Below are 25876 nucleotides of genomic sequence, written 5' to 3'. Positions count from 1 at the left end.
TGTTGAACTGCTTTAAAAGAAACCCGCCATGAGGCGGGTTTTTTACGCTCTGGTGTTAGCCTCTTGCGAAGTTGATTTTGTAGGTTTTACCCACGTTCGGCCCGCCTGCAAGAACCTTAACAGTACCGTCCAACTTATTATCGTTGCCGTCCTTCGATGTCAAGTTGATGGTGAGTGAACTGTCTCCGTGTCCATATTCATCTCCATCTGAGGCTTTTGCTTTTGCTTGAAGATTAAAAGACCGGGAAGTCTTCGCGGTATAACTACCGGTGAGGGTGAAGTAAAGGCCGTAATATTGCATTCTGCCATTTTTTAACTGTCCACCTTGTTGGCTTAGGTCGTCAAATGTAAGTGTGGCGGGGTTTGTTTCACCTATACCGGACAGATCAGTGACGTTGCCATTGAAATTAAACATTTTCTTCACCTTTTTGGACGCGATATTTAAGCTCGGGCTAAATGTCAGTCCGAATTTGGTTTCTTGTGTCACGATGATGAGGTTAGAGTGGAGGCCGTCTTTTGTAACCTGATAGAAATGACAGTTCTTTATAGTTATTTGCGATATTCTGATCAGGTTGTTTATAAAATCGGTATAAGAACAAGTGATATTAATATAGCTGTGACCTTTATTTGCTGCGGGCAATGCTTCGAAGATCAAACTGATCTCGCTGGAAGCGATGTATCAGCGTTATCTGAAGGGTGAGTTGAACGCCAAGGTTAACTAAGCCTGAGCGTTGAACTGCTTTAAAAAAACCGCCGTGAGGCGGGTTTTTTTGTGGGCCGTTATTCCTTTAGTTCAATATGATCCAGTGCCTGATTCACTGCCAGTTCACCGAGCATGACCACTTGCGCAATCCCCAGCGCGGTCTTGCGGTGTGAGGTGTTCAGCATGGCGGCGAAGTTGTTGAGCATTTCGCTGGCTGAACCCAGGGTTTCGCTGGCGTTGGCCAGCAGGGATTCGGTGTTGTACTTAGGGTTGGCGAGGTACATGGGCTCGGGTTTATGCGTGCTGGCCATGATGAAGGCGGACGGTTTGAGGTAATGGTCGAGGGCGCGTTCGGCGGCGTCGTTGAGTTTTCTGGAATCAAGAGATTCGTAGGGCGATGCGGGATCTGTTTCTGGCGGGTGCGGCGTTGATCTGATCATGTTTCGTCTCCGGTAAATGGAGCCGACACCGGATCGCTACTAAACGAAGGGGTGGCAGCTGAACGCAGGTTAGTAGACCGGGGAGACGCGACCGGCGCACCCGAAGGCGCCCTGCGAACAGCTACCATCAAGCGCGGGTTATGCCCGACTGAATGGTGCCAATGCGCATCGCGTAACCACGGGCTACTAAACCCGATCACTGGAAATCAGTGACGCGAATCAAGTTACCGATGGCCCGCCAGGCGCACAAGCCGGCGGATTCTGGCGTAGCGGTAGGCAACGACGCAAGGTGTTGTAGGCATCCGGAAGTAACCGCCGACAGATCTAAACAGCACTGTTTAAAGGTAGGAGCTGCCGAAGGCTGCGATCTTTTGATTTTGTCTTTTCAGAATCAAGAACAAGATCAAAAGATCGCAGCCTTCGGCAGCTCCTACCGTGGGGATTGGGTTATTTGTCGTGATCGATGTCGAGTTTGGAGAAGGTCACTTGGCCACCTTCGCTGGTGTACCCGGTGTTGTCCTGCACATAAACCCCAGCCTTGAAGTACAACGGCTTGTTGCGCCATGTCGCGCTGATCTGTGAGTCCCACTGATAACCCGCCGCACTGATGCCCAATGCGCCGCCGGGGCTTAAGTGGATGAGGTAGTTGAATTCGCGATCCAGTTTGATCCCGGTAGCCAGCGTGATGACACGGCTTTCGTCATCATCCGGGTGCATGCGCACTTTGATCACGAGATTGCCGGTCTCGGTTTTTGTCTTGTACTGGTATTCGAGTTTGACCATCGGCTTCTGGCTTTCATAAGCGTGTATCTGGCCGATGACGATCTTGCCGGAGCTCGGCACTTTGTTAACCGTCACTGTCGCACGCAACGAATTGTCGGCGTCCGGGTAATACCAATTGCGCAGCGTGCCGTTGCTGTAGGTCTCCCGCAGTTCAGTGCGCGGATAAATGGCGTTTTCGGTTTTTGACCCGGTAACCGGTGACCAGAAGAACAAGGTGCCGGTGTCGGAATGGAAGTACTGATCTTTGAAGCCGTTCACCAGTTTGGAGGTTTCGACGGTGTATGGCGGGCTGCCAACGGGAACGCTGAGGTTCCAGGTTGCGAGATCGATCATGTCGGTTCTTCCACTCAAGTTTCACTGCACGTACGTGCCAGAAGCTCTAGCCCGCACGTTTGGGGCGGCCTTTATAAGCGTAGAGGGGGAATTTGTTAACGCCCGTTTGGCAGATGATTGACGTCAACATCCTGTCGAAATGCCATCTCTACCGGTTTCCGGGGGCTTCAGCGGTGACCGTTAGTCGGCAAATTCACGCTTTGGTTAAATGATGGCCTGATGACAGCTTCTGCTTTTTCGGATCCACGACTAGAGTGAAGGCTCGATGTATGTACGGTTTTACCGGAATCGCCCTGAAGTCCCGACAAGAGAAGCAGCATGGAATGCGCGCAACCCCCGCCAGGTGAAGGCAGCTCTGTCCTTTTGATCGTTGATGATTACCCTGAAAATCTGATCAGCATGCGCGCGTTGCTGCAGCGCCAGGATTGGCACGTCCTCACCGCAGCCTCCGGTTTCGAAGCGCTCAATATTCTGCTCTCCCACGACGTCGATCTGGTGCTGCTGGATGTGCAGATGCCGGGCATGGACGGCTTTGAAGTGGCGCGGCTGATGCGTGGCAGCCAGCGCACGCGGCTAACGCCGATTATCTTTCTGACTGCCAACGAGCAATCCCAGGACGCCGTGATCAAGGGCTACGCGAGTGGCGCGGTGGATTACCTGTTCAAACCGTTCGACCCACAGATTCTCAAGCCCAAAGTGCAGGCGTTGCTGGAGCACCAGCGCAATCGCCGCGCGTTGCAGCGCCTGAGTCATGACCTGGAAGTGGCGCGCGCCTTCAATGCCTCGGTGCTGGATAACGCTGCCGAGGGGATATTGGTGGTGGGCGAGGACGGCTTGATCCGCTTTGCCAACCCAGCGATTTCACGCTTGCTGAATGCGCCGGTGAAGGAGCTGGAAGGTAAGGAGTTTCTCGATTTTCTTCAGAAGCCGCACATTCCGCTGTGGGCCGATTCCGAGTTTTATGCCAGCTACAAGCGTGGCGAAACATTAAGACTGCACGATGCCTTGCTGCGCACCGCGCCCGGCCAGCAAGTGCCGGTGGCCTTGTCGTGTGCGGCGTTGCCTGCCGAGCAACACGCGATGGTGGTGACTGTGCTGGACATGTCGGTGGTGCGTCACTTGCACCAGCAACTCGAATTTCAAGCGGTCACCGATCCGTTGACGGGTTTGCTCAACCGTCGCGGCTTTTACCAGACCGTTGAAAATCTGCTGTTGCGTGGTGAGCGCAGTGATAGCAGTTGGGTCTTGCTGTATCTGGATCTTGATGGCTTCAAACGGGTCAACGATTCGCTAGGCCACGATGCTGGTGATCGCGTGCTGCGCTGGGTCTCCGAGCAATTGAAAGCCTGTCTGCGGCCGTTCGACATTCTCGCGCGCATGGGCGGCGATGAATTTACCGCGCTGCTGGATCTGGAGTTTCCCGAGCAAGCGGCGAAGATTGCCGAAAAACTCATCGAGCGGGTGTCGATCTGTCAGCAGATCGAAGGGTTGGACATCGCTCTCGGCGCCAGCATCGGCATCGCCACTTACCCGGACTGCGGCTCGAACCTCGACGGATTGCTGCGTGCTTCCGACATCGCCATGTACGAGGCCAAACGTGCCGGACGTCAGCAATATCGTTTCTACGATCATGAAATGAATGGCCGGGCGCGCTCGCGGTTGATGCTCGAAGAGAGCGTGCGTGCCGCCATCGAGAATCGCGATTTCAATCTGGTCTATCAACCGCAAGTGGCTATCGACACGGGCCAGATTCGTGGCTTTGAAGCGTTGTTGCGCTGGCAGCACCCGAGCGTTGGCGATGTGCCGCCGGGGTTGTTCTTGCCGCTGCTGGAAGAGGCGCGGCTGATCAGTCGCCTCGGCAGCTGGATTTATCATCGCGGCGCCGGTCAGCGTAAAGCCTGGGAAACCCTGTTTGCCGAGGATCTGGTGCTTGGCGTGAGTTTGAGCAACACCCAGTTCAGTCTGCCGAATCTGGTCACAGAGTTGCGGCAAGTCATGGAGCGACATGCCTTGCAGCCTCGGCAACTGGAGGTCGAGATCACCGAAGAAGCGCTGATGCAAAACCCCGACGAAACCCGCAAACAACTGCGTTTGCTGCGCAATCTTGGGGTGCGCGTGGCGCTGGATGACTTCGGTTCCGGGCCGTGTTCGCTGGCGCATCTGCGCGATCTGGAACTCGATACGCTGAAAATTGATCGCCATCTCATCGCGCGATTGCCGGACTCGAAACGCGACGCCTCACTGGTCAGCACAGTGATCAGTCTGTGCAAGCAATACGGTTTGCTGGTGATTGCCGAAGGGGTGGAAACCATCGAGCAATACCAATGGCTGCAAGCCCACGGCTGCGAGTACGTGCAAGGCTTCCTCGTCGCACGGCCATTGATCGCCGAGGACGCTGCAAGCTTTGCCGAACCGTTTGACTGGAGCGCGCTGCCCGGTTGAATTCGCTACACTGGCGGACCTTTTTCGAACCGTGTCGCCCGTCCATGACTGTGTTGAAGTACCTCCAGGCCTATCCCGCGCAATTACAGGATCAGGTGCGCCAACTGATCGCCGAAGGGCGTCTGGGTGAATACCTGAATCAACGCTATTCGGGGCGCCACGATGTGCAGAACGACAAGGCCTTGTACAGCTACGCGCTGGACTTGAAGCAGGAATACCTGCGCAACGCCCCGGCCATCGACAAGGTGCTGTTCGACAACCGCCTCGACCTGACCCACCGGGCACTGGGTCTGCACACCACGGTGTCGCGAGTGCAGGGCGGCAAGCTCAAGGCCAAGAAAGAGATTCGTATCGCCTCGTTGTTCAAGGACGCCGCGCCGGACTTTCTGAAAATGATCGTGGTGCATGAACTGGCGCACTTCAAGGAATCGGATCACAACAAGGCGTTTTATAAATTGTGCGAGCACATGCTGCCGGGGTATCACCAGGTCGAGTTTGATCTGCGCGTGTACCTGACGTGGCGCGATATGCAGGCTTAACTGTACGCAACCAGGAAGGTGGGGATGGACGTCAGCAAGACCAAAAGCAGTTTCTACCGCCGCTTGTATGTGGCGTACCTGATCGACAGCGGTCTGGCGCCGAGTGTGCCGACGCTGACCGAAGTGACCGGCATGCCCCGGCGCACGGCGCAGGACACCATTGCGGCGCTGGCGGATCTGGACATCGTTTGTGAGTTCGAGCAGGAAGAGGGCGCACGTAATCATGCGGGGCGCTATCGGATTCGCGAGTGGGGGGCGATTGATCGCGGGTGGATCGAGCGTAATTTGCGGCAGATCAGGGCTGTTCTGGAGTATCCCTGAAGAGCCCCTCACCCCAGCCCTCTCCCCGAGGGAGAGGGGGCCGATTGGGGGATATTTGAGAGTTACGCCGACGTGAGCGAGCGCCGTTGAATCCATAATCGACACTGTTTTTCAGGTCGATGTCTGCCGCAAGACGATAAGGTCAGTCCCCTCTCCCTCCGGGAGAGGGCTAGGGTGAGGGGCTTTTCAGGCACGACGCATCCCGATATGTGGAATGTCATCCTCCAGATATTCCTCACCCGCCACAACAAACCCGTACTTGCCGTAATACCCCTGCAAATGCGCCTGCGCCGACAGATAGATCGGCACCTGCGGCCAATGCTTCTCGGCCTGTTTCAACGCCTGCTCCATCATCTCGTGCCCCAGCCCTTTCCCCCGCCCCTGCGGTGCGGTAATCACGCGGCCAATCACCACGTCACCGCCCTGGGATTCCGGATCCAGCAGGCGCAGGTACGCCATCAGCTGATCATCTTCCCAACCCATCAGATGGTAGGTGTCGCCTTCCAGATCCTGGCCGTCGAGGTCCGGATAGGCGCATTTCTGTTCGACCACGAACACGTCAGAGCGCAGCTTCAACAGCGCGTACAGCTGTTCCTTGCCCAGATCACTGTGATGTTTGCAGACCCATTCGATTGTCATTTGCCGATTCCTTGAACGTGTCGCCCGATACTAAGCGCCTGCGGCAAAGATGTCTTTATGGCGTAAGAGTCTGTGACAAAGGTCAAAATGCCATCATTCCTTTCTCGCAGCCTCGGCGACTTTGTGTAATCTGCTGGAGAGCCCTGTGCACTGGCTGCAATGAGCTAATGTTAGGGCCTGGGTTTTGCTGGTAAGGGGCCTTGGGGTTTTGACTGAAAACATGCTGGGCAACTCGCCCGCTAAGGATTTTCAAGCATGCCGCGTTTGCATCGAGCCTTTGCTTTGACCGGATTGCTCTTGCTGGCTCAGACCGCTGCAGCGGATAAGCTGCGGCTGGTGTTTGATATCTGGCCACCCTTTACCGACGACACGCTGGTCAACGGCGGACTGGCCACCGACATCGTCACAACTGCGCTGGCCCGGGCCGGTTATGCCAGCGGCTACGAGCAGGTGCCTTGGGCGCGGGCGCTGCTTGGCGTTGGCGAGGGCCGCTACGATGTGTTGGTCAACGCCTGGTACAACGACGAGCGGACCAGGCTCGGCCAGTTTTCCGGTGAATACCTGCTCAACCGCATTCGCTTTCTCAAGCGCAAAGACACACCACTCGACTACTCAAATCTGCAACAACTGCACACGTATCCGATCGCTGTGGTGCGCGGTTACGCCTATTCGGCGCCGTTCGATGCCGACACGGCGTTGCAGAAAGTCCCTGTGCATAACTTCGCCATGGCCGTGCGCATGCTCGCGGCGGATCGGGTCAAGCTGACGCTGGAGGATGAGTATGTGGCGAAGTATTACCTGGCGCGGGAATCCGCCAAGGTGCGCAATTCGGTGGAGTTTTTGCCCAAGCCGTTGAGTGAGAACAGCCTGCACATTCTGGTGAGCCTGAAGAATCCGCAGCATGAGCAGATTGTTGCAGGGTTTGATAAGGCGATTGCGGCGATGAAGGCGGATGGGAGTTATGACAAGTTGCTTCGCCAGCATGGCATGTGAGGGCTGATCCAGAATTTTTTGTGTGGCTGATGGCCTCTTCGCGAGCAAGCTCGCTCCCACATTGGATTTGTGAACGACACAGAACACATGTGGGAGCGAGCTTGCTCGCGAAGACGTCCTGTCAGCCAGCGCCAACCTCACTGGTGTCCTTGATCAGATGCGCCGCCAACGTCCGCAACGGCCCCAACTGCCGGCAAATCAACGCCAGTTGCGTTTGCACCAACCGCTGTCCTTCATCAATCTCATCAGCCATCTGCTCCAGCTCATTGGCCAGCGCTTCTTCTTCGTCACTCTGAATCGCCACCGGCTGCTTGTTCGCCAGCCCTTGGGCGATTTCATCAATACTCGTCGCCAGTTTCACCCCGGCGCCATCAATCAAATGCTCACGCACATCCGCCGGCAACTGCGTCTCGCGATGCGCGCCCAGTCCTGACAGATAACTCAACAGCGTGTGCGACAACACCAGAAAGCGGAATCCGACATCTGCTTCCTTACGGAAGTGCCCCGGCTCCATGAGCATGTTCGCCAACGTCGTCGACAGTGCCGCATCGGCGTTGTGCGCATTACGCCGGGCCAGACGATAAGCGAGGTCGTCGCTCTTGCCGGCGGCGTATTGCTGCATGATCTGGCGCAGATAGATGCTGTTGCAGGTCAGGGTGTTGGCCAGCACTTTGTTCAGGCGTCGACCCTGCCAGTCCGGCAGGAACAGGAACACCGTCAGACCGGCGATCAGGCTGCCGAGCAAGGTATCGAACAGGCGTGGCAGGAACAGTCCGTAACCGTCACCGACCTGGTTGAAGCAGAACAGCACCATGATGGTGATCGCCGCTGTTGCCAGGGTGTAGCGGGTGGTGCGGTTGGTAAAGAACACCACGCCGGCAGCGATGGCGAAGCAGGACTGCACCAATGGGCTCGGGAACAGATCGAACAGCGCCCACGCCACGGTCAGGCCGATGGCCGTGCCGAAGATCCGCTGACCGAGTTTGCGCCGCGTCGCGCCGTAGTTCGGCTGGCAGACGAACAGCGTGGTGAGGATGATCCAGTAACCCTGCGACGGGTGAATCAGGTGCACCATGCCGTAGCCGATACTCAGCGCCAATGGCAGGCGCAGGGCATGGCGGAACAGCAGAGAAGTCGGCGTCAGTTGCGTGCGCAGGCGAATCCAGACGTCCTTGAGGTTGCGCGGCGAACGGTCGAGCAGGCTGCTGTCGGTCGCATCGGCCAAGGCATCCGGATTGCTCGCGTCGCTGAGCAAACGGTCGAGGGTGCCGAGGTTGGCGGCCAGTGCGCGCAGCGAACGCAGCAGTCCGCGCCACGCCGGGTTGCTCTGGATGCGCAGGTGTTCGAGGGAGGCGTCGAGGTCACTGAGGGCTTCGGCGAAACTCGCGTCATAAATAAATGGCTGGCGCATCTGGATCGATTCGGCCAGTGCGCGGCAAGCCTTGCCCTGCTGGCGCAACAGGCGCTGGCAGCGGAACAGCACGTCGCTGTGGAAGAACGCTTCGGCCAGCGCGTTGTACGGATAGTGCGAGGAGCTGGCGCGTTCGTGGATGTCCTGAGCGAGGAAGTACAGCTTCAGGTAACGGCTGACCTTCGAGCCGGGGCGGCCATTGCCGACGCGGTGCAGGATGATTTCCTTGGCACTGTTCAGCGCAGCCACCACGCGGCCGTTTTGCTGCGCCAGTTCGAGGCGACGTGCTTCGACGTCCATCTGTCGGATCGGCTCGAACAGCGACGATTTCAGCTTCAGGTAAAAACCCAGTTCACGGAACAGCCGCGCCAGACTCTGCTGCACCGGCTGGTTGGAAAACATCGCCTGCCACAACACCGAGAGCAAGCCGTACCACGCCGCACCGGCGACCAGCAGCATCGGCTCGTGCCAGAAATCAGTGACTGCGCCGCCGCGTTGATCAACGCCGATCATCGTGTATACGGACAAAATCAACGTCGCCGAAGCAATCGCGCCATAACGCTCGCCGAGCGCACCGAGCATGGTCAGGCCAAAACTGGCCAGCGCGAGGGCAATGGCAAAGACGATCGGGTAGGGGAAGAGCAATTCCACCGACAGCGCGGCGATGCTGAAACACACCAGTGTCACGGCGAGGGCGTTGAGGCGGCCCTGCCAACTGTCGTCGGTTTCGGCCAGGGCGCTGGCGATAATGCCGAGGAATAACGGGATCAGCAGGCCCATTTCATCCTGATACCAACACAGCGCCATGCTGCCGGTCAGGGCGATGAACACCCGCACGCTGTAGCTGAATTTATCCAGCGCCCACAGGCGCCGCAAAGACTGACGAAACGAGGTCGAGGACATGAAGTGCGAAGGCCTTCCGAGGCGATGCCGCTAAATTGAGCCAGTAATGACGCCGACGCAATGGCGCCGATCACATCTGACAGCAAAAAGTGTTCCTTTTACTTACACCACAAACCACTGTGGGAGCGAGCTTGCTCGCGAATGCGATGTGTCAGTCACCACAATGTTGACTGAAAGACCGCTTTCGCGAGCAAGCTCACTCCTACAGGGTTTTGTATTTGGCTCTGAGTCAGGCGTACTGCGCGGCGGCGTAGCCGGAGGCCCAGGCCCATTGGAAGTTGAAGCCGCCCAGATGCCCGGTGACGTCGAGCACTTCACCGATGAAATACAGGCCAGGGCTTTTCAGCGATTCCATGGTCTTCGACGACACTTCGCGGGTATCGACGCCGCCGAGGGTCACTTCGGCCGTGCGATAACCCTCAGTCCCCGCCGGCACGACTTTCCAGCTGCCGAGTTTGTCGGCGATTTCCGCCAGTTCCGCGTGGGTGTACTGCTTCATCGGCTTGGACACGAACCAGTTGTCCGCCAGCAGATTGGCCATCTTCTTGGTGAAGATCTCACCCAGCAGGGTTTTCAGTTCACTGTTCGGACGCTCGGCCACTTGCTGTTGCAGCCAGCTCGCGGCGTCGTGATCTGGCAGCAGGTTGATTTCCACCGTGTCGCCGGGTTCCCAGAACGAAGAAATCTGCAAAATTGCCGGGCCACTGAGGCCACGGTGAGTAAACAGGATGTTCTCGCGAAAGCTCTGGTCGTTGCAGCTGACCAGACAATCCACCGACGTCCCGGACAGCTCGGTGCAGAGTTCCTTGAGCTGATCGGTGATGGTGAACGGCACCAGACCGGCGCGGGTCGGCAGCAACTCATGGCCAAACTGTTTGGCGACCTGATAACCGAAACCGGTGGCACCCAGCGTCGGGATCGACAGACCGCCGGTGGCGATCACCAGCGACTGGCATTGAACCTGACCGAGGGTGGTGTCGAGCAGGTAACCGCTTTCGACCTTCTCGATCGTCTGGATCGACGTGTCCAGATGCAGTTCGACACCGGCCTGATCGCACTCGGTCAGGAGCATTTCGAGGATGTCGCTGGATTTGTTATCGCAGAACAACTGGCCGAGTTTCTTCTCGTGGTAGGGCACGGCGTGTTTGCCGACCATGCCGATGAAATCCCACTGGGTGTAGCGCGCCAGCGCGGATTTGCAGAAGTGCGGGTTCTGCGAGAGGAAATTGTTCGGCTCGGTGTACATGTTGGTGAAATTGCAGCGGCCACCGCCCGACATCAGGATTTTCTTGCCGGCCTTGTTCGCGTGGTCGAGCAGCAACACCTGACGCCCACGCCCGGCGGCAGTCAGTGCACACATCAACCCAGCGGCGCCAGCGCCAATGATCACGACTTCGGTAGAGCGCAAAACGGTGTCCTCTGAAATATCACCACAAAACGAACTGTAGGAGCTGCCGCAGGCTGCGATCTTTTGATCTTGCTCTTAAAAAACAAAGTCAAAAGATCGCAGCCTGCGGCAGCTCCTACAGGGGAGTTACGTTGTTCTTACAGGATACGTACGCGCAGCGAACGGCCCTTTATCTTGCCGTCGTTCAAACGCTGCAAGGCCTGCATGGCCACGGTGCGGTCCACGGCTACATAAGCCTGGAAATCGAAGATCGCAATCTTGCCAACTTGCGCACCCGGAATACCGGCGTCGCCAGTCAATGCACCCAGAATGTCGCCCGGACGAACCTTGTCTTTACGACCGGCACCAATGCACAGCGTGGTCATCGGCGGCTGCAATGGGGCGAGGCCCTGGGATTTGAGGTTATCGACCTGATCCCAGTTCAGCGGTGATTTCTGCAGCTGTTCGATGGCTTGCGCGCGGTGCGCTTCACCCGGAGCAACCAGACTGATCGCGATGCCTTTCTCGCCAGCGCGACCGGTACGGCCAACGCGGTGAATATGGATTTCCGAATCGCGGGCCAGTTCGACGTTGATCACCATGTCTAGCGCATCGATGTCCAGACCACGGGCAGCCACGTCGGTGGCGACCAGTACCGAAGTACTGCGGTTGGCGAACATCGCCAGCACCTGATCGCGGTCACGCTGTTCCAGGTCGCCGTGCAGGCCGACAGCGGAAATGCCTTTGGCGGTCAGGTGATCAACGGTTTCCTGAACCTGCTGCTTGGTGAAGCAGAACGCCACGCAGGACGCCGGGCGGAAGTGGTGCAGGACTTTGGTCACTGCGCTCATGCGGTCTTCCGGGGAAATCTCGTAGAAACGCTGCTCGATCTGCGTGTCATCGTGGAACGCTTCGGCTTTCACCGTTTGCGGATCGCGCATGAATTTCGACGCCAGTTGCTTGATGCCCACCGGGTAAGTCGCGGAGAACAGCAGGGTCTGACGACGCTCTGGAGTCTTGACGATGATGTCTTCGATGGCGTCGTAGAAACCCATGTCGAGCATGCGGTCGGCTTCGTCGAGGATCAAAGTGTTCAGGCCATCAAGGACCAGCGAACCTTTGCGCAGGTGCTGCTGGATGCGGCCCGGGGTGCCGACGATGATGTGCGCGCCGTGCTCCAGCGAAGCGATCTGCGGGCCAAACGACACGCCGCCGCACAGGGTCAGGACCTTGATGTTGTCTTCGGCACGGGCCAGACGACGGATTTCCTTGGCGACCTGGTCGGCCAGTTCGCGCGTCGGGCAGATCACCAGCGCCTGGCAACCGAAGTAGCGCGGGTTGATCGGGTTCAGCAGGCCGATGCCGAATGCGGCGGTCTTGCCGCTGCCGGTCTTGGCCTGGGCGATCAGGTCCATCCCTTTGAGGATCACCGGCAAGCTCTGCGCCTGGATCGGCGTCATCTGGGCATAACCGAGGGATTCGAGGTTAGCCAGCATGGCGGCGGACAGCGGCAGAGTATTAAAAGCGGTGGCGATGGTGGTCACGGGACTGGCCTGCAAAACAAAATGTCGCGCAGTGTAGCAGCCCCGTGCCACTTTCTTCGAAAGTTCTGGACGAACAGTGGTTAATGTTCGATGTGTTCTTCCGGGCGTTTGGCGCGGCGGCCGTCTTCCTTCGACAGTTGCGAGAAGATCGTCGCGGCCAGCATCGCCATGATGCCGACGGTGACGAAGGTCAGCTGGAACGCACCGAGCACGGTCTCGACGCCATCGTTACCAACCTCCGCGGTGAACCCGCCGAGCAACGCACCGGCGCAGGCAACGCCCAGACTCAATGACAACTGCGCCACCACCGACAGCAAGCTGTTGCCGCTGCTGGCGCTCGCATCGTCGAGGTCGATCAGCGTCACGGTGTTCATCGCGGTAAATTGCAGCGAGTTGATCGCGCCGAGAATCGCCAGCAGGCACAGCAGCAGCCAATACGGCGTTTGCTCGCTGACCAGACCCATGCTCGCCAGCATGATCCCCAGTGCCAGCGTGTTGCCGGTCAGCACGATGCGATAACCGAGACGTTCGATCAGCGGTCGTGCCACCCACTTGGCGATCATCGCCGCAGCGGCCAGCGGCAGCATGCTCATTCCCGCTTGCGACGGTGAATAACCCAGCGCCACTTGCAGCAGCAAAGGCACCAGAAACGGCAGTGCACCGCTGCCCAGACGGGCGAAAAGGTTGCCGAGAATACCCACAGCAAAGGTGCGGGTCTTGAACAGTGACGGTGCGAACAGCGGATTTTCGATGTGCCCGGCGCGCAACCAGTATGCCGCCAGACAGGCCATGCCGCCGAACAGTAGCAACATCACGCGCAGGTGCGGCAAGTGCAACTCGCCAAGGCCTTCCATGGCGATGGTGATCAGGATCATCGCCGCGCCGAACAACAGAAAACCCAGACTATCGAAGCGCGTGCGCTCGGTGCCGCGCAGGTCGGGAATGAATTTCCACACCGCGTAGCAACCGATGACGCCGACCGGCAGGTTGATCAGGAAGATCCAGTGCCACGTCAGGTACTCGACCATCCAGCCGCCCATGGTCGGCCCGATCAGCGGGCCGAGCAGGCCGGGGATGGTGATGAAACCCATGATCCGCACCAGTTCGGATCGTGGATAAGCGCGCAGCACCACCAGTCGCCCGACCGGCAGCATCAGCGCACCGCCCAGCCCCTGAATGACCCGGGCGCCGATCAGCATGCTCAGGCTGCTCGACAGCGCACAGAGCAGTGAGCCGAAACTGAACAGCAGAATTGCGCCGAAGAAGATTTTCTTGGTGCCGAAGCGGTCGGCGATCCAGCCCGAAGCCGGGATCAGCAAAGCCACGGTGAGCATGTAGGCGATGATCACGCCCTGCATGCGCAAGGGATCTTCGGCCAGGTCGCGAGCCATGGCCGGCAGGGCGGTGTTGAGGATGGTCCCGTCGAGGGACTGCATGAAGAAAGCGATGGCGACGACCCACGGCAACCAGCGGGCGGTGATGGCGTCGAGAGGCGGGCGGTTGGGCATGGAACCTCTTGTCGTTGGAGTTAATGCATATCCATTGTCGAGCGCGGTCAGTGTGGGAGCGAGCCTGCTCGCGAAAGCGGTAGGTCAGTCGCCATCAATGTTGAATGACATGGCCTCTTCGCGAGCAAGCTCGCTCCCACAGGTGTTGCGTTTACAGGGTCAGGGTTAAACGGCTGACCAACGCCCCCGGCAGCAACGCCGACGACGTGTTGCGTTGGCTGTAGGTACTCGCCGACAGCAGCAACTCGCGCTCGGCGGTCAACGCTTCCAGCTGCGAACCGAGCAGGCTGTAAGCGCTGTCGTCAAAGCGCATGGTGCTCACCGGTGCCTGAATCTCGCCGTTCTCGACCCAGAAGGTCGCGAAGCGGGTCATGCCAGTCATGCGCGCGGCCGGTTGATCCGAGTAGTTCAGGTACCACAGGTTGCTGATGTACAGCCCGGTGCCCAACTGCTTGAGGATCTCTGCTTGCGACAGATCCCCCGCCGCCATGTTCAACGCACTCGGCATTTCACCGCCGCCAGCGCCGTTGGCGGCCAAACCATATTCGGCGGCACTGCGCGAGCCAACCAGTTGATCACCGGCCTTGCCTTCGACGATCAAACGCAAATCACTGCGCGGATAACCTTCGCCGGAAAACGCCGGGCTCAACGATTCGCTGACTTTCTCATCCAGCGACACCAGTGGACTGAACGCCTGATCGCCGACATACAGCTTCTGCAACGGGCTGCTCTTGCTGGCAATCGACTGCGCCGAGAAACCGCCCCAGCTCAGCATGCCCATGATTTCTTCCAGCGCCGCTGGTGCCAGGTACGCGCGGTATTGCCCCGGTGCCAGGGTGCGCAGCGGACGACCGAGAAATTCCAGTTGCTCGCGCGCCTGAGCAAAGCGCTTGGCGAAGCCTTCGCTGCTCCAGTCGTGCCCGGCGTAGCTGGCCTTCACCGCTTCGCCGTTGTCGTGGAACAGGCTGAAGTCAAAGTTGAAACTGTTGGCCTGATGCCAGCCAAACGCCCCCGCTGAACTGGCGAAACCACGGCTGATCGGGCCGGCGGCATAGAAGCCCACCAGGTCCAGACCCTCAGCGGCAGCACAGATTTCATCGACTACCTGTTCAGTGTCCGGTAGCGGATGTTCCTGCACGTTCTGGCTCTGCCAGCCGTTGTGGTTGAGCAACAGATACGGATCCTGCGGCAGCAACGGCAGGGTTTCGCGCAGTTGTTGCAGACCTTCGGCAAGCCGTTGCAGATCGCCTTCCTGATCACCGGACAGGGTGACTTGCAGATCGGCATGGCGACCATCGTTAATCAGCTTCAGGACGATATTGGCCTGCTGCACTTGCCCGGCCTGACGCACCTTGGCGTGGTTGAAACGCACAAACGCCGAGGATTCGGCGGCATAGCTAAGGGTGAACTGTTCTGGCTCGCGCACGCTGTCGCGCAGCCACTCGACCATGACCTTGAAGGCGTCGGACTGACTCTTCGAAATGCTCATCAGGCGTCTCCCCCAAACACATCAACGTTGCTGAATACGCAGGCCGGCGAAGCGTGGCCGACGCGGATCACCTGGTTCGGTTCGCCCTTGCCGCAGTTCGGCGTGCCCAGCACCTTGACGGTGTTGGCGTCGCCGACGGCGCGCAGGCTTTTCCAGAAGTGCGCGGAAATCGCCCGGTAGTTCGGGTTTTTTACCACGCCTTTGAGTTCACCGTTTTCGATCAACTGGCCCCATTCACAGCCGAACTGGAATTTGTTGCGCGCATCGTCAATCGACCAAGAACGGTTGGTGCTCATCAGGATGCCGTGCTCGATGCCTTCGATCAGCTTGTTCAGCGGCTGATCGCCCGGTTCGATATTGAGGTTGGCCATGCGGTCGATCGGCGGCCGGTTCCAGCCACAGGCGCGGCTGTTGGCGACGCCGTCGAGACCGGCGCGGAACTGCGACAGCGCCCCGCCCAGCGGACGCAACAACAGGCCATCGCGGATCAGGAATTGTTTGCTGGCCTTGGTACCGTCGTCATCGTGGCCATAGCTGGCCAGTTCTTCGGGAATACGCGGATCGAACGTTACGTTGAGCAGTTTCGAGCCGTATTGCAGGCTGCCGAAGTCGCTGGCTTTGACGAAACTGGTGCCGGCGTAATTGCGCTCGTCGCCGAGGATGCGGTCGAGTTCCAACGGGTGACCGATGGATTCGTGGATCTGCAGCATCATTTGATCCGGCATCAACAGCAGATCGCGCGGGCCTTGCGGGGTGTTCGGCGCGAGCAGCAGTTGCAATGCCTGGTCGGCGACTTGCGGGCCGGCGCCGATCAGACCGCAGCGGCTGATCACATCAGCGCCGCCCTGTTGGCCGAAGTTCTCGCGGCCGAGGCTGCGGGTCTGGCTGTCGTTGCCGTCGTAGGCGGTGACGTCGAGGCCTGGATAGACGAAACGCTGAGCCTGACGCAATTCGGCCCCGGCGCTACTCAGGTAGATCTGTTCGACGTGGGTAATGCCGATGCTCACTTGCCAGTTCACCAGGCGCTCATCCTTTGGCACCGAGGCGGATTCTGCGCCGAGCAGCTCAAAACATTCGCTCAGGGACGGGAAGGCTTGTTCGAGATTGGGTGAAAAGTAATCAGCGCGATCGCTGGACACTGGCTGATCGCGCAGGTCGAGCAGTGCGTGCGGCTTGAGCCGGCGCGCTTGCTGCTCGGCGCGTTCGAGGGCGGCTTGCAGACCTTTTTGCGACAGGTCGTTGGTCGCCGCGTAGGCCTCAACACCATTGACGCGCACGGTGAGCATCGCGCCTTCGTCACGGCTCAGGCTCGGTGGTTCGGCAACGTTTTTACGCACCGACAGGTACTGACCGGATTCGCGTACGTATCGCAGGGAAAAAAACTCGGCGCCCGTGCGCAAGGCAGCGAAGCGCTGCTTGAGCTGGGGGTGGAAATCGAACATTCGGGAACCTCCTTGTCAGGGGGAAGCGGGGTGAGGCTACTCGGCGGGGAGGGGTGAAACGGTTGCGCGAGGTCTAGAGTAGGCCTGCGTGGGGGTAGGATCAAGTGAAGAGGGGGTGTAGGGGGATTTACTGTGCAGCGCGGGAATTTGTGCTGAATGTGAGGGCCCCTTCGCGAGCAGGCTCACTCCTACAGTTAATCTCCAGTGTCCACAGAGTTTGTGTTCACTGGAGATCGATGTAGGCGTGAGCCTGCTCGCGATCAGCCTTGATGCGGTGTAACTGAATTACTGAGCAGCCGGGGTGATATCACGCATCGGCTTGCCTTTCACCGGTGCATCGCCCGCGACGTAGTACGGCGCGGTGCTACGCGGCAGCGGCTGACGGCCACGGATCTTGTCGGCGATTTTCTCGGCGATCATGATCGTCGGCGCGTTCAGGTTACCGGTGGTGATGATCGGCATGATCGAGGCATCGACCACACGCAGGCTCTGCATGCCGTGCACGCGACCTTCGCCATCCACTACAGCCATCTCGTCGGTGCCCATCTTGCAGGAGCAGGAAGGGTGGAACGCGGTTTCGGCGTGCTCGCGGATGAACTTGTCCAGCTGCTCATCGGTTTGCACTTCGATGCCCGGGCTGATTTCGCGGCCACGGAAAGCGTCCAGCGCAGGTTGCTGCATGATTTCACGGGTCAGGCGGATGCCGTCGCGGAATTCCTGCCAGTCTTGCTCGGTGGCCATGTAGTTGAACAGGATGCTCGGGTGCTGGCGCGGGTCTTTCGACTTGGCCTGGATGCGACCACGGCTTGGCGAGCGCATGGAACCCATGTGCGCCTGGAAACCGTGCTCTTTCACACCGTTGCTGCCGTTGTAGTTAATCGCCACCGGCAGGAAGTGGTACTGAATGTTCGGCCATTCGAATTCCGGACGCGAACGGATGAAACCGCCGGCTTCGAACTGGTTGCTGGCGCCGATGCCGGTGCCGTTGAACAGCCACTCGGCACCGATGGCTGGCTGGTTGTACCAGAGCAGCGACGGGTACAGCGAAACCGGCTGAGTGCAAGCGTATTGCAGGTACAGCTCAAGGTGATCCTGCAGGTTTTCACCGACGCCCGGCAGATCGTGAACGACCGGGATGTCGAGCGACTTCAGCAGTTCGGCAGGGCCGACACCGGAACGCTGCAGAATCTGCGGCGAAGCGATGGCACCGGAGCACAGCAGCACTTCTTTGCGCGCTTTGGCTTCAACGCGCTCTTCCGCCGAACCGACCAGGTAACGCACGCCAACCGCACGCTTGCCTTCGAACAGAATCTTGTCGGTCAGGGCGTGGGTGACGATGGTCAGGGTCGAACGCTTTTTAGCGGTGTCGAGGTAGCCACGGGCGGTGGAAGCACGACGGCCGTTCGGCGTCACGGTGCGGTCCATCGGGCCGAAGCCTTCCTGCTGGTAACCGTTCAAGTCTTCGGTGCGCGGGTAACCGGCTTGTACGCCGGCTTCAACCATGGCGTGGAACAGCGGGTTGTTGCCAGCCTTCGGCGTGGTCACGCTGACCGGGCCTTCGCCACCGTGGTAATCGTTCGGGCCGATGTCGCGGGTTTCGGCTTTACGGAAGTACGGCAGGCAGTCGAGGTACGACCAGTTTTCCAGACCTGGCAGTTTTGCCCAGCCGTCGTAGTCCATCGCGTTGCCGCGGATGTAGCACATGCCGTTGATCAGCGAAGAGCCGCCAAGGCCTTTGCCGCGGCCGCATTCCATCCGGCGACCGTCCATGTGTGGCTCTGGATCGGTTTCGTACGCCCAGTTGTAGCGACGACCTTGCAGCGGGAATGCCAGTGCAGCCGGCATTTGCGTGCGGAAGTCGAGACGGTAGTCAGGGCCGCCTGCTTCGAGCAGCAGAACGGTGACGCCGGCGTCTTCAGTCAGACGGGTCGCCAGGGTGTTACCGGCCGAGCCGGCACCGATGATGATGTAATCGAATTCTTGGGACATTGAATGCACCCTCTTTAGATGTGGTCAGGTCGGGCCTGACGAGTGCTTTGCACTCGATTCGCGAAGAGGTTCGCCCCCACATTGGAATGGGATCTCCTGTGGGAGCGAGCCTGCTCGCGAAGACGGCCTCACGAGCAATACAGGACTCGGGTCTTAGAACACCGAGACGTAATCGCCCAGCTCGACCTGTACCGATTTGATGCGGGTGAAGTTGTTCAGCGAGCTGATGCCGTTCTCACGACCTACACCCGACTGCTTGTAACCGCCAACCGGCATCTTTGCGTCGGACTCGCCCCAGGCGTTGATCCAGCAGATACCGGCTTCCAGTTGATGAATCACGCGGTGGGCGCGGTTCAGGTCTTTGGTGACGATACCGGCGGCCAGGCCGAAGTCGGTGTCGTTGGCGCGGCGGATCACTTCTTCTTCGGTTTCGTAGGAGAGGATCGCCATGACCGGGCCAAAGATTTCTTCACGAACGATGGTCATGTCGTCGGTGCAATCGGTGAACACGGTTGGCGCGACGAATGCGCCTTTGGCGAATTCGCCGTCGGTCAGACGGTCGCCGCCGCACAGTACGCGGGCGCCTTGCTCTTTACCCTTGGCGATGTAGCCCAGCACGCTTTCCATGTGCGCGAAGCTGACCAGCGGGCCGAAGTTGGTGTTTTCGTCTTCCGGGTTGCCGACGCGGATGCGTGCAACGCGCTCAACGATCTTGGCTTCGAAAGCGGCTTTCAGGTGCGCCGGAACGAACACGCGAGTGCCGTTGGTGCAGACCTGACCGGAGCTGTAGAAGTTGGCCATCATCGCGGTGTCGGCAGCGCGATCGAGGTCGGCGTCGTCGCAGATGATCAGCGGGGACTTGCCGCCCAGTTCCATGGTCACGTCTTTCAGCGACGAAGCCGAAGCGCTGGCCATGACTTTCTTGCCAGTGTCGGTGCCGCCGGTGAAGGAGATTTTTTCGATGCGCGGGTGCTCGGTCAGCCAAGTGCCGACTTCACGGCCGCTGCCGGTCAGGACGTTGAACACACCGTTTGGAACGCCGGCTTCGGTGTAGATCTCGGCCAGTTTCAGGGTGGTCAGCGAGGTCACTTCGCTTGGCTTGAAGATCATCGCGTTACCGGCCGCCAGGGCTGGCGCGGATTTCCACAGGGCGATCTGGATCGGGTAGTTCCACGCGCCGATACCGGCGACAACGCCCAGCGGCTCGCGACGGGTGTAGACGAACGAAGTGTCACGCAGCGGGATCTGCTCGCCTTCGATGGCGGGTACCAGGCCTGCGTAATATTCCAGCACGTCAGCGCCGGTGACGATGTCGACGTACTTGGTTTCGGAGAAGGATTTACCGGTGTCCAGGGTTTCCAGCGCGGCCAGTTCATCGTTGCGCTCGCGCAGGATGTCGACGGCGCGACGCAGGATGCGCGAACGCTCCATGGCGGTCATCGCGGCCCAGATTTTCTGGCCTTTTTCAGCGCTCACTACCGCGCGCTCGACGTCTTCCTTGGTCGCACGTTGCACTTGGGCGAGGACTTCACCGTTCGCCGGGTTGATGGCTTCGAAGGTGGCATCGCTGCCAGCGTCAGAGTACGCGCCATCGATGTAAAGTTTTTGCAGTTCGAAACGGGCCATAGTGTCCTCGCAAGTGCATTGGTGGTTGGCGTTGACCACCGCGGTGAGGCTGCGGTGGCGTTGAGGGGCCGAGCGTTTTCTGTGTGCTCTAGCTCACCTTCTTGGCCAATTGGAAATCCATGTATTCGTAAGCGATCTGTTGCGCCTGCGCCGTGTCGAAAGCGTCTCCCGACAAAGCGCCGCGCAACCACAAGCCGTCAATCAACGCTGCCAGTCCTCTTGCTGCGCTGCGCGCATCTTCGAGCGACAGCACACGGCGGAACTGGCAGCACAGGTTGGAATACAGACGGTGATCGTTGATCCGCTGCAACCTGTGCAAAGACGGCTGGTGCATGCTGGTGGCCCAGAAGGCCAGCCAGGTTTTCATTGCCGGGCCATTGACCTGGCTGGCGTCGAAGTTGCCTTCGATGATCACCTGCAGATGCGCCCGTGGGCTGTCATCTGCCAGCGCCTGACGGCGCGCGGTGACGCTCTCGCTGAGGGCGGTCATCAGATACCGCATCGTGGCGGCAATCAGGCCGTTCTTGTCCTGAAAGTAATGACTGATGATGCCATTCGAGACACCGGCCAAACGGGCGATCAGCGCAATGCTGGCGTCCCCCATTCCGACCTGATCGACCGCCTGCAATGTGGCTTCGATCAGTTGTTGGCGGCGGATGGGTTGCATACCGACCTTGGGCATCTTGCACATCTCCTTAGGCCTTCCGAGCGGCGAATCACGCCTATCGGATTGACGGCCAGTCTATTTTGTTTTGATTGAACGTTCAATCAACAAAGAATAAGATCTGCGACAAATCGTCGCTGCCTACAGATTTTTCCTACGTGTAAGTGGCGATAAAACCGACATCCGAAAATGCTCGAAACCTGTATGGGGCATGGCGCGGTTCGCGATTCGATGGACGTGTTGAAAGGGCAAGACGCTCAGGGCCAGGTTTCGGATGAACGTCCGTCCACCTTCGGCCACGAAAGCGATTCGCAGCGCCATTTCGGCAGGTTCGGGCTTTTTTCGGGGTGTCTTTATATCACCCGCCGGTCGGCTGCCAACTAACCGATTGGTCGGGTTCCGTGTTGCCTTGTGTTCTTCTCTCGCACTGCCTGGAGCATTTGTGCCATGAGTTCTGCCTCGCTTATAAAGACCCCGCCCGAGAAGGTGACGGTCAACGGTTGGGTGTTTTACACCTCTACCGCGCTGATTCTGTTGTTGACCGCCATTCTGATTATCGCCCCGCAAGAGGCCGGCAGACTGTTGGGTATCGCTCAGGCCTGGTTGTCGCGCAGCTTCGGCTGGTACTACATGGTGGTAATCGCCGCTTATCTGGTATTTGTCGTCGGTCTGGCGTTTTCCTCGTACGGCAAACTCAAACTGGGCAGCAAGGACGACACCCCGGATTTCAGTTACGGCGCCTGGGCGGGGATGCTGTTCTCGTCGGGTATCGGTATTTCGCTGCTGTACTTCGGCGCATCCGAGCCACTGGATCACTACTTCAATCCGCCGGAAGGCGCATCGGCCAGCAACATGGCCGCGCGTCAGGCTGTACAGCTGACGTTCCTGCACTGGGGGCTGCACGGCTGGGCAATCTACGCACTGGTCGGTCTGGCCGTGGCGTACTTTGCTTATCGTCATAACCAGCCGCTGGCACTGCGTTCGGCGCTGTATCCGCTGGTCGGCGAGCGTTGGGTCAAAGGCGCGGCCGGTCACGCGGTGGACGGCTTCGGTATGTTCGTGACCCTGCTGGGTCTGGTGACGAACCTGGGGATCGGTTCGCTGCAAGTGTCGTCGGGCCTGGAAAACCTGTTCGGCATGGAGCACAGCAACACCAACCTGTTGATCGTGATCATCGTGATGAGCACCGTAGCGACCATCGCTGCCGTGTCCGGCGTGGAAAACGGCATCCGCCGTCTGTCCAACCTGAACATCGTGCTGTTCAGTGGTCTGCTGATTTTCGTGCTGCTGTTCGGCCCGACGTTGCACTTGCTCAACGGCTTCGTGCAGAACATCGGTGACTACCTCAATGGCATCGTGCTGAAAACCTTCGACCTTTATGTGTACGAAGGCGACAACGCCAAGTCCGAGCGCTGGATGGGCCTGTGGACCCTGTTCTACTGGGCGTGGTGGATTTCCTGGGCGCCATTCGTAGGCATGTTCATCGCGCGTATCTCCCGTGGTCGTACCGTGCGTGAACTGGTGGCAGGCGTGTTGCTGATTCCGCTGGGCTTCACCTTGGCCTGGCTGTCGATCTTCGGTAACTCGGCACTGGATCTGGTGATGAACCATGGCGCGGTGGAGCTCGGCAAGACGGCGCTGGAACAGCCGTCGATGGCGATCTATCAGTTGCTTGAACACTACCCGGCGTCGAAAGTCGTTATCGGTGTGTCGATCTTCGTTGGCTTCGTGCTGTTCCTGACCCCGGCCGACTCCGGCGCGGTAATGATGGCGAATCTGTCCTGCAAGGGCGGTCACGTCGATGAAGATGCGCCGCACTGGCTGCGGATCTTCTGGTCGGTAGTGATCACCCTGGTGACCATCGGTCTGTTGTTCGCCGGTAACTTCGAAGCCATGCAAACCATGGTGGTGCTGGCCGGTCTGCCGTTCTCGGTGGTGCTGGTGTTCTTCATGTTCGGCTTGCACAAGGCGATGCGCCAGGACGTGCAGATCGAACAGGAGCAGGCGCAACTGGCGGAGCGCGGTCGTCGCGGTTTCAGCGAGCGTCTGACGCAACTGGATCTGCAACCGAGCCAATCGGTGGTGCAGCGCTTTATGGACAAGCAGGTCAGCCCGGCGCTGGAAGATGCCACCGCGCAGATGCGTGCACAGGGTCTGGAAGTGCAGACGCTGCTGGGTAAATCCAAGCGTTGCATGGGCGTGCGCGTCGAGATGGAAGAGGGCAACCCTTTCGTTTACGAAGTGAGCCTTGACGGCTATCTGGCGACCCCGAGCGAATCGGCGCAGTCCGATGAAGCGCGCCAGCGTTACTACCGCGCCGAGGTGTATCTGCACAACGGCAGCCAGGATTACGACCTGATGGGCTTCACGCAGGATCAGATCACGCGGGATGTGCTCGATCAGTTTGAAAGCCATCGGCAGCTCCTTGGCCGGGTGTACAGCTAAAGTCAAAAGCCCCCTCACCCCAGCCCTCTCCCTAAGGGAGAGGGGGAAAGGGAGCAGATCGGGGGCTTTTCAATACCTGAGTTCGACTCGATTTCTCAGGTCGATGTAGCTTGAAAGTACAACTCGGTAGGTTCCTTCTCCCTCTGGGAGAGGGCTAGGGTGAGGGGCTTTTCCCTGACCCAATAAAAAAGGGATCGCTCACCGCGATCCCTTTTTTTATCCCGCCTTAACCGAGGTTCTTGCCCAACAGCGCGTGATACAACTCGCTGTCGCCCAGGATCCCCACCACATGATTGTTATCGTGCAACACCAGCTTGTTGCCGGTCTGATAACGAATCTGCAACGCATCACGCATGCCGATGTTCGAATCCACCAGCGTCGGCTTGCGCTCCAGGCCCTCGACCGCTTGCCCCGGTGCCCAGTTCTGCAGGTTCAGCACCGAACCATTCTGCCGCGCACCCTTGATGGTGTTGCCTTCGGCCAGGTCCAGCCACGAATCGCCGCCCGGATCGAGACACACCGAGCCGTTGATGCGTTTGCACTTGTCCAGCGTGCGCATCAGGCTGCGACCGCAGAGCACATTGAGCGGATTGGTGTGCGCCACGAACGTCCGCACATAGTCGTCCGCCGGGTTCAGCACAATCTCTTCCGGCACGCTGTACTGGATGATCCGGCCGTCCTTCATGATCGCGATGCGGCTGCCCAGTTTGAGCGCCTCATCAAGGTCGTGACTCACAAACACGATGGTCTTGTTGAGCTTGCGTTGCAGCTCCAGCAGTTCATCCTGCAGACCCTGACGGATCAGCGGGTCGAGTGCCGAGAACGGTTCGTCCATCAATAGAATGTCGGCGTCCATCGCCAGTGCCCGCGCCAGACCGACACGTTGCTGCATGCCGCCGGAGAGTTCGTCAGGCTTCTTGTTGCGCCATTGGGTCAGGCCAACCAGTTCGAGTTTTTCATCGACGAGTTTCTTGCGTTCCTTCTCCGGACGGCCCTGCATTTCCAGACCGAAACTGATGTTCTCGCGCACCGTCAGCCACGGCATCAGGGCGAACTTCTGAAAGACCATGGCGATGCGCTTGGTGCGCATCATTTTCAGCTCGGCCGGGGTGCAGGAGGCGATGTCGATCTGACGGTTTTCATGCTCGACGAACAGCTTGCCGCGACTCACGGTGTTGAGGCCGTTGATACAGCGCAGCAGGCTCGACTTGCCGGAACCGGACAGGCCCATCAGCACGCAGATCTCGCCTTTGTTGATGTCCAGCGTGGCTTTTTCCACACCGACAATCTGTCCGGTCTTCTTCAGGATCTCGTTGCGGGTCATGCCCTGATCCAGCAGCTTGAGTGCCTCGCGCGGATCTTTGGAGAAGATTACGTCAACGTCTTCGAAGCGAATTATGCTCATGCGTCACCCCCTACTTTAGCGTCGGGTTGTTTGCAGATACGGTCGAGCATGATCGCCAGCAGTACGATCGCCAGGCCCGCTTCGAAGCCCAGGGCGATATCAGCAGTGTTCAGTGCGTTGACCACCGGTTTGCCGAGTCCGTCGGCGCCTACCAGTGCCGCGATCACCACCATCGACAACGACAGCATGATGCACTGGGTAATGCCGGCCGCGATGCTCGGCATGGCGTGAGGCAGTTCGATCCGTGAGAGCAATTGGCGACGCGAGCAGCCGAAGGCCTTGCCGGCGTCCATCAGTTCTTGCGGGACATCGCGGATGCCCAGGTAGGTCAGGCGGATCGGCGCAGCGATGGCGAACACCACCGTGGAGATCAGGCCCGGGACCACACCCAGCCCGAAGAGGGTCAGGGTAGGAATGAGGTAAACGAAGGTCGGTACGGTCTGCATCAGATCGAGTACCGGACGCATGACAGTGTAGAACATCGGTTTGTGCGCGGCGACGATGCCCAGCGGCACGCCGATGACCACGCAGACCAAGGTCGCGAACATGACCTGGGCGAGGGTTTCCATGGTTTCCTGCCAGTAGCCCAGATTGAGGATCAGCAGGAAGGAGGCGATCACGAAAGCGGTCAATCCCCATTTGCGCTGGATCAGGTGCGCGAGCAGGGCGATCAGGCCAATCAAGACCAGTGGGTTGAACCAGGTCAGCGCAAACGTCACGCCGTGGATCATCGTTTCCAGTGTCACGGCGATTGCGTCGAAGGTGTTGGCGCCGTGTTGCGTCAACCATTCAACGAAGCCCGCGATGTACTGGCCTAAAGGTATTTTCTGATCAATCAGCATGGTAGTGAACGTCCGCATGCAAGGAAAT

At 59.0% G+C, this 25876-nt stretch carries 20 protein-coding genes and 1 pseudogene; 6 read left to right on the top strand and 15 right to left on the bottom strand.

The window, feature by feature from the left end:
* Positions 1 to 55 precede the first annotated feature (55 nt).
* On the bottom strand, positions 56 to 655 hold the full coding sequence (locus tag HUW52_RS28840; RefSeq protein WP_175555526.1) for a hypothetical protein: 600 nt from the start codon (positions 653 to 655) through the stop codon (positions 56 to 58).
* Here HUW52_RS28840 and HUW52_RS30870 point away from each other — a divergent pair.
* Positions 633 to 722, top strand: a pseudogene (locus HUW52_RS30870) (fructose-bisphosphate aldolase); the annotation flags it as partial. The gene HUW52_RS28840 and the pseudogene HUW52_RS30870 overlap by 23 nt on opposite strands.
* A 58-nt stretch (positions 723 to 780) precedes the next feature.
* Here the strand turns inward: HUW52_RS30870 and HUW52_RS28835 are convergent.
* Both HUW52_RS28835 and HUW52_RS28830 read right to left on the bottom strand, forming a co-directional pair.
* Positions 781 to 1143, bottom strand: a complete 363-nt coding sequence (locus HUW52_RS28835) for a DUF6124 family protein (RefSeq protein ID WP_175555525.1) — start codon at positions 1141 to 1143, stop codon at positions 781 to 783.
* Between the two features lie 447 nt (positions 1144 to 1590).
* On the bottom strand, positions 1591 to 2259 hold the full coding sequence (locus HUW52_RS28830; protein WP_137217412.1) for a polysaccharide lyase family 7 protein: 669 nt from the start codon (positions 2257 to 2259) through the stop codon (positions 1591 to 1593).
* A 318-nt stretch (positions 2260 to 2577) separates the two neighbouring features.
* On the opposite strand from HUW52_RS28830, the gene HUW52_RS28825 reads away from it, so the two are divergent.
* From HUW52_RS28825 to HUW52_RS28815, 3 genes are read left to right on the top strand one after another with little or no spacing between them, the layout of a single operon-like run.
* Positions 2578 to 4701 carry a bifunctional diguanylate cyclase/phosphodiesterase gene (locus HUW52_RS28825; protein WP_175555524.1) on the top strand — a complete coding sequence of 708 codons (2124 nt, stop codon included), beginning with the start codon at positions 2578 to 2580 and terminating at the stop codon, positions 4699 to 4701.
* Positions 4702 to 4745: 44 nt separating this feature from the next.
* A complete protein-coding gene (locus tag HUW52_RS28820; protein WP_016987241.1) occupies positions 4746 to 5240 on the top strand; it encodes a M48 family metallopeptidase in 495 nt (164 codons plus the stop codon).
* A gap of 24 nt (positions 5241 to 5264) precedes the next feature.
* Positions 5265 to 5561 (top strand): helix-turn-helix domain-containing protein, encoded by a 297-nt coding sequence (locus tag HUW52_RS28815; RefSeq protein ID WP_016987242.1) that lies wholly within the window; start codon positions 5265 to 5267, stop codon positions 5559 to 5561.
* A 186-nt stretch (positions 5562 to 5747) separates the two neighbouring features.
* Here the strand turns inward: HUW52_RS28815 and HUW52_RS28810 are convergent, their stop codons facing one another.
* Entirely contained in the window at positions 5748 to 6200 is a 453-nt protein-coding gene (locus HUW52_RS28810; protein WP_038358715.1) for a GNAT family N-acetyltransferase, read from the bottom strand.
* Positions 6201 to 6455: 255 nt separating this feature from the next.
* On the opposite strand from HUW52_RS28810, the gene HUW52_RS28805 reads away from it, so the two are divergent.
* On the top strand, positions 6456 to 7193 hold the full coding sequence (locus HUW52_RS28805) for an ABC transporter substrate-binding protein (protein WP_016987244.1): 738 nt from the start codon (positions 6456 to 6458) through the stop codon (positions 7191 to 7193).
* Positions 7194 to 7314: 121 nt separating this feature from the next.
* Here the strand turns inward: HUW52_RS28805 and yccS are convergent, their stop codons facing one another.
* The 9 genes from yccS to betI form a co-directional block, all read right to left on the bottom strand.
* Positions 7315 to 9507, bottom strand: coding sequence for a YccS family putative transporter (gene yccS / locus HUW52_RS28800; protein ID WP_175555523.1), 2193 nt, complete (start codon positions 9505 to 9507; stop codon positions 7315 to 7317).
* 229 nt (positions 9508 to 9736) lie between these two features.
* Positions 9737 to 10915 (bottom strand): NAD(P)/FAD-dependent oxidoreductase, encoded by a 1179-nt coding sequence (locus HUW52_RS28795; RefSeq protein ID WP_175555522.1) that lies wholly within the window; start codon positions 10913 to 10915, stop codon positions 9737 to 9739.
* A gap of 137 nt (positions 10916 to 11052) precedes the next feature.
* Positions 11053 to 12390 (bottom strand): ATP-dependent RNA helicase DbpA, encoded by a 1338-nt coding sequence (gene dbpA, locus HUW52_RS28790; protein ID WP_230669476.1) that lies wholly within the window; start codon positions 12388 to 12390, stop codon positions 11053 to 11055.
* Positions 12391 to 12518: 128 nt separating this feature from the next.
* A complete protein-coding gene (gene mdtD / locus HUW52_RS28785) occupies positions 12519 to 13946 on the bottom strand; it encodes a multidrug transporter subunit MdtD (RefSeq protein WP_095121436.1) in 1428 nt (475 codons plus the stop codon).
* 151 nt (positions 13947 to 14097) lie between these two features.
* A complete protein-coding gene (locus tag HUW52_RS28780; protein WP_175555521.1) occupies positions 14098 to 15435 on the bottom strand; it encodes a TldD/PmbA family protein in 1338 nt (445 codons plus the stop codon).
* Positions 15435 to 16877 (bottom strand): TldD/PmbA family protein, encoded by a 1443-nt coding sequence (locus HUW52_RS28775; RefSeq protein ID WP_175555520.1) that lies wholly within the window; start codon positions 16875 to 16877, stop codon positions 15435 to 15437. Before HUW52_RS28775 ends, HUW52_RS28780 begins: the two co-directional genes overlap by 1 nt.
* A 285-nt stretch (positions 16878 to 17162) precedes the next feature.
* Positions 17163 to 18866, bottom strand: coding sequence for a choline dehydrogenase (gene betA / locus HUW52_RS28770; protein WP_175555519.1), 1704 nt, complete (start codon positions 18864 to 18866; stop codon positions 17163 to 17165).
* A gap of 153 nt (positions 18867 to 19019) precedes the next feature.
* The gene (gene betB, locus HUW52_RS28765; RefSeq protein ID WP_093429885.1) at positions 19020 to 20492 is read right to left on the bottom strand and encodes a betaine-aldehyde dehydrogenase; all 1473 of its coding nucleotides are present in this window, start codon (positions 20490 to 20492) and stop codon (positions 19020 to 19022) included.
* 88 nt (positions 20493 to 20580) lie between these two features.
* Positions 20581 to 21174, bottom strand: a complete 594-nt coding sequence (gene betI / locus HUW52_RS28760; RefSeq protein WP_007918292.1) for a transcriptional regulator BetI — start codon at positions 21172 to 21174, stop codon at positions 20581 to 20583.
* Positions 21175 to 21603: 429 nt separating this feature from the next.
* On the opposite strand from betI, the gene betT reads away from it, so the two are divergent.
* Positions 21604 to 23601: a choline BCCT transporter BetT gene (gene betT / locus HUW52_RS28755; protein WP_175555518.1), complete on the top strand. Its 1998-nt coding sequence runs from the start codon at positions 21604 to 21606 to the stop codon at positions 23599 to 23601.
* A 226-nt stretch (positions 23602 to 23827) separates the two neighbouring features.
* Here the strand turns inward: betT and choV are convergent, their stop codons facing one another.
* Complete coding sequence (gene choV / locus HUW52_RS28750) at positions 23828 to 25006, bottom strand: choline ABC transporter ATP-binding protein (protein WP_175555517.1); 1179 nt, start codon at positions 25004 to 25006, stop codon at positions 23828 to 23830.
* Positions 25003 to 25848 carry a choline ABC transporter permease subunit gene (choW, locus tag HUW52_RS28745; RefSeq protein ID WP_016983941.1) on the bottom strand — a complete coding sequence of 282 codons (846 nt, stop codon included), beginning with the start codon at positions 25846 to 25848 and terminating at the stop codon, positions 25003 to 25005. Before choW ends, choV begins: the two co-directional genes overlap by 4 nt.
* Between the last annotated feature and the right edge of the window lie 28 nt (positions 25849 to 25876).

Origin of the sequence: Pseudomonas sp. 43A (genome assembly GCF_013363935.1) — a bacterium.
Taxonomy (GTDB): Bacteria; Pseudomonadota; Gammaproteobacteria; order Pseudomonadales; family Pseudomonadaceae; genus Aquipseudomonas; species Aquipseudomonas crudilactis.
Note: the sequence above shows the minus strand (reverse complement) of the source record. Positions and strands in the feature narration are given on the sequence as shown.